The sequence below is a fragment of the Faunimonas pinastri genome (assembly GCF_900110915.1).
Classification (GTDB): domain Bacteria; phylum Pseudomonadota; class Alphaproteobacteria; order Rhizobiales; family Afifellaceae; genus Faunimonas; species Faunimonas pinastri.
In genome coordinates this window covers 148497-161233 of record NZ_FOFG01000007.1, presented here as the reverse complement: position 1 = coordinate 161233, position 12737 = coordinate 148497, and the positions used below count along the sequence as shown (strand labels likewise).

The window sequence follows — 12737 nt, the reverse complement described above, 5'->3', positions numbered from 1 at the left end:
CCCTACCGAAACTCGGCGGTCTCGACGGCCGCCACGGATTTGTCGAGTTGCTCGATCAGCGTCGCGCTCGCCCGGTTCAGGCCGACGACCTCCACTGGCACCTCGTGGCTGCGGAAGCGGGCCACGACCTTCTCCAGCGCCGACACGGCCGTGATGTCCCAGAAATGGGCGGCGGAAACGTCGATCAGCACCGACGATCCGAGCGCCTCCCGAAAGTCGAAGGCGTCCACGAACATGTCGGCGGAGGCGAAGAAGACCTGCCCCCTGACACGGTAGGCGATGCGGCCGGCACCCGCGTCCACTTCGCGCGCGATATTGAGCAGGCGTGCGACCTTCGAGGTGAAGAAAACGCCGCTCAGGAGCACGCCGACCGTGACGCCGAGCGCCAGATTGTGGCTCGCCACCGTCACCAGCACGGTCGCCAGCATGACGAAGCTCGACGTGCGGGGATGGCGGACAAGGGCGCGGAGGGACGACCAGTCGAAGGTGTCGATGGACACCATCACCATGATGGCGACCAGCGCAGCAACGGGAACCTGCGAGACCCACCGGCGCAGCAGCACCATCAGGATCAGCAGGAACGCCCCCGCGAAAAGCGTGGAGAGCCGGCCGCGCCCGCCATATTTCACGTTGGAAACGGTCTGGCCGATCATGCCGCAGCCGGCGATGCCGCCGAAGAGGCTCGCCGCGATGTTGGCGAGGCCGAGACCGGAGCATTCGCGGTTCTTGTTGCTCGGCGTGTCCGTCAGTTCGTCCACGACGCTGGCCGTCATCATGGATTCCAGCATGCCGACCATGGCGATCGCGAGAGCCGGCAGCGCGATGATGCGGAGCGTGTCGAGGCCGAGCGGCACGGCGGGAAGCGAGAAGATCGGCAGCGATTCCGGCAGGCGGCCGAGATCGGCGACCGTCTTCAAGGGCAGGCCGAGCCAGATATTCGCAACCGTCAGGACGACGATGCAGATCAGCGGCGACGGGATCGCCGTGGTGATGCGTGGCACCAGATAGATGATGACCAGCCCGGCTGCCAGCACCGCGTAGGTGATCCAGTCAGCACCGAGCACCTGCGGCACCTGCGCGGAGAAGATCAGGATCGCCAGCGCGTTGACGAACCCGGTCCGCACCGAGGCGGAGACGAAGCGCATCAGCGTGCCGAGCCGGAGCAGGCCGAAGGCGATCTGCATGAGGCCGGCGAGAATGCCCGCGGCGAACAGGTAAGGCAGCCCGTGCGAATGGACGAGCGGCGCGGCGACCAGGGCGACAGAGCCCGCGGCGGCGGAGATCATCGCCGGGCGCGCGCCGGCAAAGGCGATGACGATCCCGATCACGAAGGAAGCGAAAAGGCCCACCTGCGGATCGACGCCGGCGGCAAAGGAAAAGGCGATGACTTCCGGGATCAGGGCGAAGGTGGCGACGGCACCGGCCAGCATTTCGCGGACCGGGTTCGTCAGCCATTCCTGACGGAGTGGCGAAACTGTCATGTGGAACTCGCAAGGGACGAGCGTCTCATCTGGACGAGACGGGGTCGAATGCGTTGTCCGGCGGATCGGCGGCCGGAAGAGCCACCCGGATTTTCACCGGGTCCAGTCGAATGACCCTAACGAGCACCTTGCGCCGGAAGGCGCAAGGGCAAATTCGTGTCGAGGCCCCTTCAGCGGGGCGGAAGGGATCAGCCGATCGCTTCGAGGATTTCCCGGGTCGAGCGTATCCGGCCAAGGCGCGGGAAGATCTTCTGCACGGCGAAGTCGTGCATCTCGGCGGCCGGCGACGCCATCGCATCCTCGGCGAACACGACGTTGTAGCCATGCTCCCAGGCGGCCCTGCCCGTAGATTCCACGCCGAAATTTGTCGCGATGCCGCCGAGCACGATAGTATCCACGCCGCGGCGGCGAAGCTGCAGGTCGAGCTCGGTGCCGTGGAAGGCGCCCCACTGGCGCTTCAGGATGCAGAGATCGCCATCCATCACCAGGCCTTCGGCGAACTCCAACCAATCCGCCGGCAAGCCACCGGCCGGCCGCTGCATGGGGGCGTCGACCTGCTGCTTCATCGCGTCGCCCATGTCCTTGGACCAGCCGACATGGACAAGCACGACGGTGCCCCCGGCCTTGCGAAAAGCTTCGGCGAGCCGCTTGCCCGCCGCCAGCACCGCATCGGTCGTCAGCGGGGCGGTGTTCATGGCGAGAATCCCCTTCTGGAGATCGATCAGCACGAGCGCGGTTTTCTTGGGGTCCAGACGATCCATCGCGAGCCTCGAAAAAGATAAGGGAGGGGAATGATCCCCTCCCTATCCTATCTGCGGGTCGAGCTGAACGGGCGAACGGCGCGTGCGACCTTGTGCTGCGTCGGTGGCCGCGCGTCAGGCTGCGGCCGTTACGCGCCGGAGCGAAGCCCCGCCGCCGTGGTGTCGACGGCGTCGTGCCGCTGCAGCATGGCGAAGCCCAGCAGCGCCAGGAAGGTGATCGCCGCCGCAGCCGTGAGATAATAGCCGACATAGGCAAGGCCGTAGGTCGAGGCGAGGCGGCTGGCGATGTAGGGAGCGAGCGACGCGCCGACGATGCCGCCAAGGTTGAAGGTCAGCGACGCGCCGGTGTAGCGCACCGAGGTCGGGAAGATCTCGGCGAGGGCCGTCCCGAGCGGGCCATAGGTGAAGCCCATTAGGCCGAGGCCGATGATGAAGAACGCGATCACCGAGCCGAGATGGCCTGAGCCGAACAGCATGGTGAAGGTCAGCCCGAAGATGCCGATGGCGAAGGTGGTCCAGAGCAGCGTCGTGCGCCGGCCGTAGCGGTCGGCGAGGACGGCGGCCACCGGGATCGTCAGGCCGAAGAAGATGACGCCCAGCATCTGGATCGGCAGGAACTGGCCACGCGTATAACCGAGCGCCGTGGTGCCGTAGCTCAGCGCGAAAACCGTCATGATGTAGAAGATCACGAACGTCGCCATGGCCGCGAAGGTGCCGAGGAACAGCGCGCCGGGATGCTCCGTCACGACGCTCATGAAGGGCACCCGAACCCGCTCGTGCTTTTCCACGACGCGCTTGAAGGCCGGCGTTTCAGCGATCCTGAGGCGGACGTAGAGCCCCATGAAGACCAGCACGGCGCTGACGATGAACGGAATCCGCCAGCCCCAGGCGAAGAACTGCTGGTCCGTCAACGCTTCCGTCAGGATGAAGAAGCTGCCGGCCGCGAAGATGAAGCCGACGGGCGCGCCGAGCTGCGGGAACATGCCGTACCAGGCTTCCTTGCCGCGCGGCGCGTTCTCCGTGGCGAGCAACACCGCGCCGCCCCATTCGCCGCCAAGCCCGAGACCCTGTCCGAGGCGGCAGACCGCGAGGAGCAGCGGCGCCAGCACCCCGACCGAGGCATAGCCCGGCAGGAGGCCGATCGCGACGGTGGAGAGCCCCATGGTCATCAGCGCCGCGACGAGCGTCGCCTTGCGGCCGATCCGGTCGCCGAAATGGCCGAAGATCGCCGCCCCGATCGGGCGGGCGAAGAAGGCGATGGCAAAGGTCACGAAAGACTGGAGCGTCGCCGTCGTAGCATCGCTGTTCGGGAAGAACAGCTTCGGAAATACCAGCACTGCCGCCGTGGCGTAGATGTAGAAATCGAAGAACTCGATGGTGGTGCCGGCAAGGCTTGCAAGAAGGATGCGTCGCGGAGAATTGCCGGGAACGGTCTGGCTGGCTGATGAAGGCACGGGAAGAGCTTTCGGAAAAGACATGGATGTCTGTTACAGCCGTGGCCTTAGCTGAAGTCAGCCAGACTTACAAACATTCATGAGGCCGAACAACTCGCGCCAAACGGCTCGCCCGCCAGATGCTTGCCGGCAGTTCTACTTGATGTGCTGCTTTTCCAGCTTCCGGGCGAGCGTGCGCCGGTGCATACCGAGACGGCGCGCGGTCTCGGAGATGTTGAAGCCGGTCTCGGCCAGCGTCTGGTGGATGCGTTCCCATTCCAGCGTCTTGATCGAGGTCGGCGTCTCCGTCAGCGGAACGGAGACATCTCCGCCGGCCTTGGCGAAGGCCGCCTCGATGTCGTCGCTGTTGGAGGGCTTGGCGAGGTAATGGCAGGCCCCGAGCTTGATCGCCTCGACTGCCGTCGCGATGCTGGCGAAGCCGGTGAGCACCACGATTCGCATCTCAGGGTCGCTCCGATGCAGGGTTTCCACGGAGGCAAGCCCCGAGGCGCCGTCCAGGCGAAGATCGACCACCGCGAAGTTCGGCCGGTGTTCCGTCAGGAGCGCCTCCAGCTCCGCTCCGCTGGCAGCCGTCACGACGCTGTAGCCCCGGCGCTCGAAGGAGCGGCGCAGCGTCCGGACGAAGGCGACGTCGTCGTCGACGATCAGGAGAAGCCGGTCATCCGCCATTGCCACCTCCGATCGACAGCGCCGCCAGCGGCAGGGTCAGCGTGACGCTCGCTCCCCCCTCGGCGCGGTTGCGCGCGGCGACGCCGCCGCCGAGCTTGCGAAGCGCGTTCACCACCAGAAAGATCCCGAGCCCGGCGCCGGCCCGTCCCTTGGTTGAGTTGTAGGGCCGGCCGAACTGGGCGAGAACGCCCGGCCCGAAGCCGGGACCACGGTCCACGACCTCCAGCACCAGCGCATTCGCCTCCCGGGTCGCGCTGAGCCCGATCCAGCCCGGCGAGGCCTCGGAGGCGTTGTCCATCACGTTGACGATCATCTTTTTCAACGCGGCGTCCGAGACGATCGGCAGGTCCTCCCCGAAGTCGTTGTCGTAGGCGAGGTGCGTGGCGGCGTGGGCGCCAGTCCAATCCTCGACGAGCTCGTCCAGGAAGCCGTTCACGGTGGTGACGGCGGGAGCCTCCCCCCGCGCTTCTCCGGCGGAGAGAAGTATTCCGGTGACGATCGCCTTGCAGCGCTGGACCTCGGCCTGCATCTCCCCGATTTCCTGCGCCAGTTCGGCGTCGGCGGCAAGCGCCGGCATGCGCTTCCAGTCGCTGAGTATGACGGAGAGGGTGGCCAGCGGCGTCCCGAGTTCGTGCGCCGCGCCGGACGCCAGAAGTCCCATGCGGACGATATGATCTTCCTCCGCCGCCTGCTGGCGGAGTTCGGCCAGTCGTGCGTCGCGCATCCGGAGGTTGGCGCCGATCCGGGTGCCGAAGACGACGAGCAGGATGGCTTCCAGCACGAAGCACACCAGCATGCCTTCCACCTGCAGCTTCATCGGATCCGCTGACACAGCCAACGGAAAGACGATGGGCCGGGAGAATTCGGTCAGCCCGGCGAAGCAGGCAAGTGCCACCAGCACCAGCGCCCAGATGGACCAGGCATCGAGGAGCACCGCGCCCAATGCGATCTGCAGAAGATAGAGGAAAGCGAAAGGATTGCTGGCGCCGCCGCTGAGGTAAAGCTGCGCTGTCAGGGCCGCGACATCCAGCAGGAGAGCCATGAACAGGCCGGCATTGGTGACCGCACGAGGCCGGCGAAGCCGCAGCAACGAAACGAGATTGAGGGCCACCAGCGCCAGCGCGACCAGGAACATCGCCCGGGCCGGCAGCGGAATGCCGAGCCCCAGGTTCACCGTAAGGATCGTGACGACCTGGCCCGCGACCGCGAGCCAGCGAAGCTGCACCAGCAGCAGCATGTTCTGCCGACGGGCGGAGTCCTCCGGACGGAGCCCCCGATCATGGACCCGTTCCTCGCCTTGGCTCTCGCTCCGCCCCTGGCCCCGCTCCTGCACTCTCTCGATCATGCCGCCCTGCGCGCGCCCTCTCCGCAGCGAACTGCGGAAGCCTTCATATCATCGCCGGACGACGGGCTGGAAGAGCCCCTCAGCTCCTCCCGGGCTCCGCACCCCGACGAAGCCGCCGCTCGTCACGCACCACGTAGAACGCTGCCCCCACCACCATCAGTGCCAGCGCGTACCAGGTGAAGACATAGACGAGATGGCTGTTGTGGAAGGCGATCACCGTCAGCCCGCCCACGGGATAGCCGCCGGGATTGGGCGTGGCGTCGGCATCGATGAAGAATGGCGCGACCCGGTCGAGCCCGCGCGACGTGGCGATGGCCGCGACGTCGCGCGAATACCAGCGATCACCCTTGGGATCGTTGGAGCGCAGGAACGCGCCTTTCGGCTCGGTGACGCGGAGGAGGCCGGTGACCGTGACCGGTCCCGCGATCTGCCCTTGCGCGCGCGTCGCGGGGTCGCGCCGCTCCGGCGGGACGAAGCCGCGATTGATCAGGACAGTCGTGCCGTCCGCCGTTTGCAGCGGGGTCAGCACCCAGAAGCCGCTGCCCTTCTCGGTGACGGCCTGCACCAGGGTCTCGCGGTCGTTGAGGAAGGCGCCGCTGGCGCGGACATGCCGGTAGGCATCCCGTTCGGCGGTAACGGCTGGCCAGTCGGAAGGCGGGGGAAGCGAAGCGGCCGGGGCGGCGACCCGCTCGTTGGTACGGGCGATCAGGTCCAGCTTCCAGGCCCGGCGCTCGATCTGCCAGGTGCCGAGGGCGATGAATGCCGCGAAGAGCAGGAGGGTCAGTGTTCCCAGGAACACGAGGGTCAGAGGCGAGCGCGGGCGGGTCTTCTCGGCGGCGGGCTCGGAAACGGTCACTCTGCAACCCTGAAGAAAGTCGGCCGGGGCGACATCGCTGCCGCCCCGGCCGGAAGCGTTACGGCATGTTCATCGCATCGCCGGGCGTCATCTGCATCATGTTCGTATTCAGGTGATACATGACCCAGAGCGAGCCGCTCAGCGCGATCACAAGGATGACCAGCGTGAAGATCAGCGAGAGCAGCGTCCAGCCGCCCTCCGATTTCGTGTTCATGTGCAGAAAGCAGATCATGTGAACCACGATCTGCACCACGGCGAGGCCCATGACCGCGATGGCGGTCAGGCGGGAATCGTTCAGGACGTTCCCCATCACCAGCCAGAACGGGATTGCCGTCAGGATCACCGACAGGATGAAGCCGGTGACATAGCCCCCCATGGAGCCATGACCGCTGGTGTCGCTGTCGTGGCCCACCAGCCGGGCGTCGTGCGGCTGCGAACTCATACGAGAACTCCCATCAGGTAGACAAAGGAGAAGACGCCGATCCAGATCACGTCCAGGAAGTGCCAGAACATGCTCAGGCAAAGAAGACGGCGGCGGTTCTCGGGGATCAGCCCGTGCTTCATCACCTGCACCATCAGCGTCACCAGCCAGATGATGCCGACGCTGACATGCAGGCCGTGCGTGCCGACGAGGGTGAAGAACGAGGACAGGAAGGCGCTGCGCTGCGGGGTGGCACCCTCACGGATGAGGCTGGCGAATTCCGTCAGTTCCAGGCCGACGAAAGCCAGGCCGAAGAGCCCGGTGATCACCAGCCAGAACAGCATCTGGCCCTGCCGTTCCTTGTCCATCGCCAGCATGGCGAAGCCATAGGTGATGGAGGACAGGAGCAGCATCGAGGTGTTGATCGCGACGGTCGGCAGCTCGAACAGGTCCTTCCCGGAAGGACCTGCCGCATAGCTGTGGCCGAGCACGGCGTAGGTGGCGAACAGGACCGCAAAGATGAGGCAGTCGCTCATCAGATAGATCCAGAAGCCGAGCATGGTGCTGCCTTCGGCATGGCCATGCTCTTCCTCGACGAAGAAGACGGGGACGGTTCCCGGTGCGGTAAGGTCGGTCTTGGTAGTCACGGGTGTCAGACGCCTCCGGCCAGCAGCGTGGTGCGGGCGTTCTCAGCTTGCACGACGTCTTCCGCGGGGATGTAGAAGTCGCGCTTGTAGTTGAAGGTGTGGACGATCGCGCCGATCAGGATCGCCGCGAAGCTCAGCGCCGCCAGCCACCAGATGTACCAGATCATCGAGAAGCCGAAGATCACGCTGAAGGCGGCCAGGATCACGCCCGCCCCGGTGTTCCTGGGCATATGGATCGGGCGGTAGCCTTCAAGCGGACGCTTGTAGCCGCGCTTCTTCATGTCCGCGAACGCATCGTGGTCATGGATAACCGGCGTGAAGGCGTAGTTGTAGTCCGGCGGCGGGGAGGCCGTGGACCATTCCAGCGTACGCCCGTCCCACGGATCGCCCGTGAAGTCGCGAAGCTTCTCCCGGTTCCGGATGCTGACCGCGATCTGCACGATGAACGAGGCGATCCCGAGCGCGATCAGGAACGCGCCGAAAGCCGCGATGATGAACCAGATCTGCAGCGACGGATCGTCGAAGTGGTTGAGGCGACGGGTCACGCCCATCAGGCCGAGCACGTAGAGCGGCATGAAGGCGAAGTAGAAGCCGACCAGCCAGAACCAGAACGACATCTTGCCCCAGAACGGGTCCAGCCGGAAGCCGAAGGCCTTCGGGAACCAGTAGTTGATGCCGGCGAAGAGGCCGAACACCACGCCGCCGATGATCACGTTATGGAAGTGGGCGATCAGGAACAGCGAGTTGTGCAGCACGAAGTCGGCCGGGGGCACCGCCAGGAGCACGCCCGTCATGCCGCCGATCACGAAGGTGAACATGAAGCCGATCGTCCACAGCATCGGCACTTCGAAGCGGATCCGGCCCCGGTACATCGTGAAGAGCCAGTTGAACATCTTCGCGCCCGTCGGGATCGAGATGATCATCGTGGTGATGCCGAAGAAGGAGTTCACGCTCGCGCCCGAACCCATCGTGAAGAAGTGGTGCAGCCACACAAGGTAGGACAGGATGGTGATGACGATCGTGGCGTAGACCATCGAGGCATAGCCGAAGAGGCGCTTGCCGCAGAAAGTCGAGACGACTTCGGAGAAGATGCCGAAGGCCGGCAGGACGAGGATGTAGACCTCCGGATGGCCCCAGATCCAGATGAGGTTGATGTACATCATCGGGTTGCCGCCAAGATCGTTGGTGAAGAAGTTCGTACCGACATAGCGGTCGAGCGTCAGCAGCGCGAGAACGGCGGTCAGAACCGGGAATGCGGCCACGATCAGCACGTTGGTGCAGAGCGAGGTCCAGCAGAACACCGGCATCTTCATCATGGTCATGCCCGGCGCGCGCATCTTCACGATGGTCGCGATCAGGTTGATGCCCGACAGCGTCGTGCCGACACCGGCGATCTGCAGGCCCCAGATGTAATAGTCGACGCCGACGCCGGGGCTGTAGGCGGCCTCCGACAGCGGCGGGTAGGCGAGCCAGCCGGTCCGCGCGTATTCGCCGACGAACAGCGACATCATGACGATGACCGCGCCGCCCACCGTCATCCAGAACGAGAAGTTGTTCAGGAAGGGGAAGGACACGTCGCGCGCGCCGATCTGCAGCGGCACCACGAAGTTCATCAGGCCCGTCACCAGCGGCATGGCCATGAAGAAGATCATGATCACGCCGTGGGCGGTGAAGACCTGGTCGTAGTGGTGCGGCGGCAGATAGCCGTTGTTGCTGCCGAAGGCGATGGCCTGCTGGGCGCGCATCATGATGGCGTCCGAGAAACCACGGATCAGCATCACGATCGCAAGGATCACGTACATGATGCCGATCTTCTTGTGATCGACGCTCGTGAACCATTCCGTCCAGAGGTAATTCCAGAGCCGGAAATACGTGATGGCGCCGAGGAGCGCGAGTCCGCCGATGGCGACTCCCACGAACGTCACGATCAGGATCGGCTCGTGGTAGGGGATCGCCTCGATCGTCAACCGTCCAAAGATGAACTTCAGGAGGTCTGAGTTAAGCATTGAGACACTCGTCCAACTGTCTGGAGTGACGCCGCGCGCCGGAAGCGCGCAGCGACAGGCTTAATCTTGCTGATTCAACTGGTTCGGCGCGGGTGAGCTGGGCTTCATCCCCGGCATGTTCGGGTCCATGCCCGGCATGTCGTGCTCTTGTCCCTGGCTTTCGCCCGGCTTCGGCCCCTGCCCGTTCACCTTGGGAGACAGCGCGTCGGGCTTCATGCCTTCCGGCTGCACGTTGGTGTTCGGCGGGCGGCCGGAAGCCGGGAACGTCGCACCCGGCTCCTCGACGCCTTCCTGGGCGCGATGGCCGTCATACTGGAGCTTGGCCTTGTTGGCTTCGCTCTCCTTGCCCGCGCCGCCATTGGCGTCGATCTGGTTCATCTCGCTCATGCACATCTTGCCCGGCTGGGCGCACATGTTGAGGATCGCCGAATAGAGCTGCGGATCGACGGAGTTGTAGTAATGGACCGGCTCGGCCTCGCTGGGCTTCTCCAGTTGCAGGTACTCGTTGCGACCGAGCTTGCCGCCCTGCGACTTGGCCTTCTGCACCCACTGGTCGAACCCATCCTGGGTCAGCCCGTGGAACTTGAAGTTCATGTGCGAGAAGCCGGCGCCGCTGTAATTGGCGGAGAAGCCGTTATACTCGCCCTCTTTGTTGATCACCGCGTGGAGTTTGGTCTCCATGCCGGCCATCGCATAGATCTGGCCGGCCAGCGCGGGAACGAAGAACGAGTTCATCACCGTCGCGGAGGTGATCCGGAACTCGATCGGCACGTTCACCGGGGCGGCGAGTTCGTTGACGGTGGCGATGCCCTGGTCGGGATAGAAGAACAGCCACTTCCAGTCGAGCGCCACGACCTCGACGGTCAGCGGCTTCACGCCGGCGGGAACGGCGTGCGTCCCGTCCAGTCGGCTGACCGGGCGATACGGGTCGAGCGTATGCGTGCTCAGCCAGGTGATCGCGCCCAGCGCGATGATGATGCAGAGCGGCGCCGACCAGATCGCGACTTCCAGGCGCGTGGAGTGGTGCCAGTCAGGATCGTAGTGGGCGTCCGTGTTGGACCGGCGATAGCGCCAGGCGAACAGCACTGTCAGAAACATCACCGGGATGATGATCAGCAGCATCAGCACCGTGGACACCACGATGAGATTGCGTTGCTGCACCGCAATATCCCCGGAGGGCTGCATCAAAACCATGTTGCAGCCGCCCAGAAGAAGAGCGAGGGGCGAAAAAAGGAGGGGGCGTAGGTTTTTAAAAGACATACCGCTGCGTTCGGGACCTGTCCGTTCTCGCACTTGCGGTAAAGCAGAGCCGGCCGGCTTCCTAGTGGACGTTTCGCCCCACCGGGAACAATTTTGCGCCGGTCATGCGGAAACGCCGCCGCCACCCCTCTCGCGCAGGGCGGCGAATCGGCTGAATCCAATGGCTTCGACGGTCGCGATGTTGCACCTGATGAATTTGCCCATGCGAAGGATCTCGCACCGGGCGCGGCACCATGCCGCAGACCGGTTTGGTCCAACTTGCGTTTGGCTAGCTGGGCCGTCTTAGTGTGTCGGCGGCAACCAGAACGGGAAGACGACATGAGCAGCAATCGGGTCGCATATGCCGGTCCATCGTCATCGCCATTGGAACGGGACGCCAGGCTGGTTTCGTCCGACGCGCGCATCGCGCCGGGCGAGATCGCCCTGGGCGTCGTCATCGGGCGCACGGCCGAATTCTTCGATTTCTTCGTCTACGGCATCGCTTCGGTCCTGATCTTCCCGCGCGTATTTTTTCCGATGGTCGATGCGCCGACGGGAACGCTCTACTCCTTCGCGATCTTCGCCCTCGCTTTTCTCTCGCGCCCCGTCGGCTCCGTCATCTTCATGGCGGTGGACCGGGCCTACGGCCGCGGCACCAAGCTGACGATCGCCATGTTCCTTCTGGGCGGCTCCACGGCGGTGATCGCCTTCCTGCCGGGCTATGACCAGATCGGTCCGCTTTCCATCTACCTGCTGGCGATCTGCCGGCTCGGTCAGGGTTTCGCGCTCGGCGGCGCCTGGGACGGACTGGCTTCGCTGCTCGCCCTCAACGCCCCGCAGAACAAGCGCGCCTGGTACGCGATGATGCCGCAGCTCGGCGCGCCGCTGGGCTTCATGCTGGCCAGCGGCCTGTTCTGGTTCTTCGTCAGCAATCTCAGCACCGACGACCTGCTGGAATTTGGCTGGCGCTATCCGTTCTTCGTCGCTTTCGCGATCAACGTGGTGGCCCTGTTCGCCCGGCTCCGCCTCGTCGTGACGGAAGAGTTCGCCCGGCTTCTCGAAAACCACGACCTGGAGCCCTGCAGCATCTCCGATCTGTGGCACAACCACCGCAATCCGCTGATCATCGGCGCCTTCGTGCCGCTGGCGACCTTCGCGTTGTTCCATCTCGTCACGATCTTCCCGCTGAGCTGGGTCACGCTGTTCGCGCATCGCTCGGCCGGCGCCTTCCTGGGCACCGAATTCGCCGGTGCAGTGCTGGGTGCGATCACCATCGTGATCGCCGGGGTCATCGCCGACCGCATCGGCCGTCGCAGGATGCTCGCCATTTGCGCCGTGCTGATCGCGATCTTCAGCTTCGTCACGCCGCTGCTCCTGGGCGGCGGTGAAGTCGGCCAGTCGGCTTTCGTGATCCTCGGCTTCGGCCTGCTGGGCCTTTCCTTCAGCCAGGCCGCCGGCGCGGTAACCTCGCGCTTCCCCAGCGAATATCGCTACACGGGCGCGGCGCTGACCTCGGATTTCTCCTGGCTCGTCGGCGCGGGCTTCGCTCCGCTCGTGGCGCTCTGGCTTTCCACCCATGTCGGCCTCTACATGACGGGTGCCTACCTCCTGTCGGGCGCGGTCTGCACGCTGCTGGCACTCAGCGTGAACCGTCGCCTGGAGATCACCGACAGGTAGTCTTCCGGGCCTCCCGCATCCGGCAAGAAGCCACCTTCATCAGCCCTGCCGCGTCCCGCACGGCAGGGCTTTTTCGCGGGCGAAGTTCCGGTGGGTTGCCAGGCCGGACAACGTTCCCGAGTTGCGTCGGAAGGAGGCCATGCATAGCATCGGGCATTCCTCTCAGATCGGGCGAGATGCC

The 12737-nt window shown here is 64.9% G+C and carries 11 protein-coding genes and 1 other annotated feature; of the genes, 1 reads left to right on the top strand and 10 read right to left on the bottom strand.

The window, feature by feature from the left end:
- Window positions 1–2: 2 nt before the first annotated feature.
- From BMY25_RS11170 to cyoA, 10 genes are all read right to left on the bottom strand, one after another.
- Window positions 3–1481 (bottom strand): SulP family inorganic anion transporter, encoded by a 1479-nt coding sequence (locus BMY25_RS11170; protein WP_092496718.1) that lies wholly within the window; start codon window positions 1479–1481, stop codon window positions 3–5.
- A 51-nt stretch (window positions 1482–1532) separates the two neighbouring features.
- Window positions 1533–1588, bottom strand: a sequence feature (sul1 is cis-regulatory element that is thought to sense ions involved in sulfur or methionine metabolism; They are found in Alphaproteobacteria).
- Between the two features lie 81 nt (window positions 1589–1669).
- Window positions 1670–2242: a hydrolase gene (locus tag BMY25_RS11165; RefSeq protein WP_092496717.1), complete on the bottom strand. Its 573-nt coding sequence runs from the start codon at window positions 2240–2242 to the stop codon at window positions 1670–1672.
- 128 nt (window positions 2243–2370) lie between these two features.
- The gene (locus BMY25_RS11160) at window positions 2371–3720 is read right to left on the bottom strand and encodes an MFS transporter (protein ID WP_092496716.1); all 1350 of its coding nucleotides are present in this window, start codon (window positions 3718–3720) and stop codon (window positions 2371–2373) included.
- A gap of 111 nt (window positions 3721–3831) precedes the next feature.
- Window positions 3832–4365: a response regulator transcription factor gene (locus BMY25_RS11155; RefSeq protein ID WP_092496715.1), complete on the bottom strand. Its 534-nt coding sequence runs from the start codon at window positions 4363–4365 to the stop codon at window positions 3832–3834.
- On the bottom strand, window positions 4355–5710 hold the full coding sequence (locus BMY25_RS11150) for an ATP-binding protein (RefSeq protein ID WP_428976958.1): 1356 nt from the start codon (window positions 5708–5710) through the stop codon (window positions 4355–4357). The genes BMY25_RS11155 and BMY25_RS11150 overlap by 11 nt, the downstream gene beginning before the upstream one ends.
- A 79-nt stretch (window positions 5711–5789) precedes the next feature.
- On the bottom strand, window positions 5790–6566 hold the full coding sequence (locus BMY25_RS11145; protein ID WP_092496714.1) for an SURF1 family protein: 777 nt from the start codon (window positions 6564–6566) through the stop codon (window positions 5790–5792).
- Window positions 6567–6624: 58 nt separating this feature from the next.
- The gene (cyoD, locus tag BMY25_RS11140; RefSeq protein ID WP_092496713.1) at window positions 6625–7008 is read right to left on the bottom strand and encodes a cytochrome o ubiquinol oxidase subunit IV; all 384 of its coding nucleotides are present in this window, start codon (window positions 7006–7008) and stop codon (window positions 6625–6627) included.
- Entirely contained in the window at window positions 7005–7634 is a 630-nt protein-coding gene (gene cyoC / locus BMY25_RS11135; protein ID WP_238858283.1) for a cytochrome o ubiquinol oxidase subunit III, read from the bottom strand. The genes cyoD and cyoC overlap by 4 nt, the downstream gene beginning before the upstream one ends.
- Window positions 7635–7639: 5 nt before the next feature.
- A complete protein-coding gene (cyoB, locus tag BMY25_RS11130) occupies window positions 7640–9640 on the bottom strand; it encodes a cytochrome o ubiquinol oxidase subunit I (RefSeq protein WP_092496712.1) in 2001 nt (666 codons plus the stop codon).
- A gap of 60 nt (window positions 9641–9700) precedes the next feature.
- On the bottom strand, window positions 9701–10900 hold the full coding sequence (gene cyoA, locus BMY25_RS11125) for a ubiquinol oxidase subunit II (protein ID WP_092496711.1): 1200 nt from the start codon (window positions 10898–10900) through the stop codon (window positions 9701–9703).
- 318 nt (window positions 10901–11218) lie between these two features.
- Here cyoA and BMY25_RS11120 point away from each other — a divergent pair, with 318 nt between their 5' ends.
- Entirely contained in the window at window positions 11219–12556 is a 1338-nt protein-coding gene (locus BMY25_RS11120; RefSeq protein ID WP_092496710.1) for an MFS transporter, read from the top strand.
- The last annotated feature ends 181 nt before the right edge of the window (window positions 12557–12737 follow it).

Bases quoted from the DNA above. Each gene is read 5' to 3' on its own strand.
- BMY25_RS11170 (WP_092496718.1), bottom strand. From the start codon at position 1,481: ATGACAGTTTCGCCACTCCGTCAGGAATGGCTGACGAACCCGGTCCGC.
- BMY25_RS11165 (WP_092496717.1), bottom strand. From the start codon at position 2,242: ATGGATCGTCTGGACCCCAAGAAAACCGCGCTCGTGCTGATCGATCTC.
- BMY25_RS11160 (WP_092496716.1), bottom strand. From the start codon at position 3,720: ATGTCTTTTCCGAAAGCTCTTCCCGTGCCTTCATCAGCCAGCCAGACC.
- BMY25_RS11155 (WP_092496715.1), bottom strand. From the start codon at position 4,365: ATGGCGGATGACCGGCTTCTCCTGATCGTCGACGACGACGTCGCCTTC.
- BMY25_RS11150 (WP_428976958.1), bottom strand. From the start codon at position 5,710: ATGATCGAGAGAGTGCAGGAGCGGGGCCAGGGGCGGAGCGAGAGCCAA.
- cyoD (WP_092496713.1), bottom strand. From the start codon at position 7,008: ATGAGTTCGCAGCCGCACGACGCCCGGCTGGTGGGCCACGACAGCGAC.
- cyoB (WP_092496712.1), bottom strand. From the start codon at position 9,640: ATGCTTAACTCAGACCTCCTGAAGTTCATCTTTGGACGGTTGACGATC.
- cyoA (WP_092496711.1), bottom strand. From the start codon at position 10,900: ATGTCTTTTAAAAACCTACGCCCCCTCCTTTTTTCGCCCCTCGCTCTT.
- BMY25_RS11120 (WP_092496710.1), top strand. From the start codon at position 11,219: ATGAGCAGCAATCGGGTCGCATATGCCGGTCCATCGTCATCGCCATTG.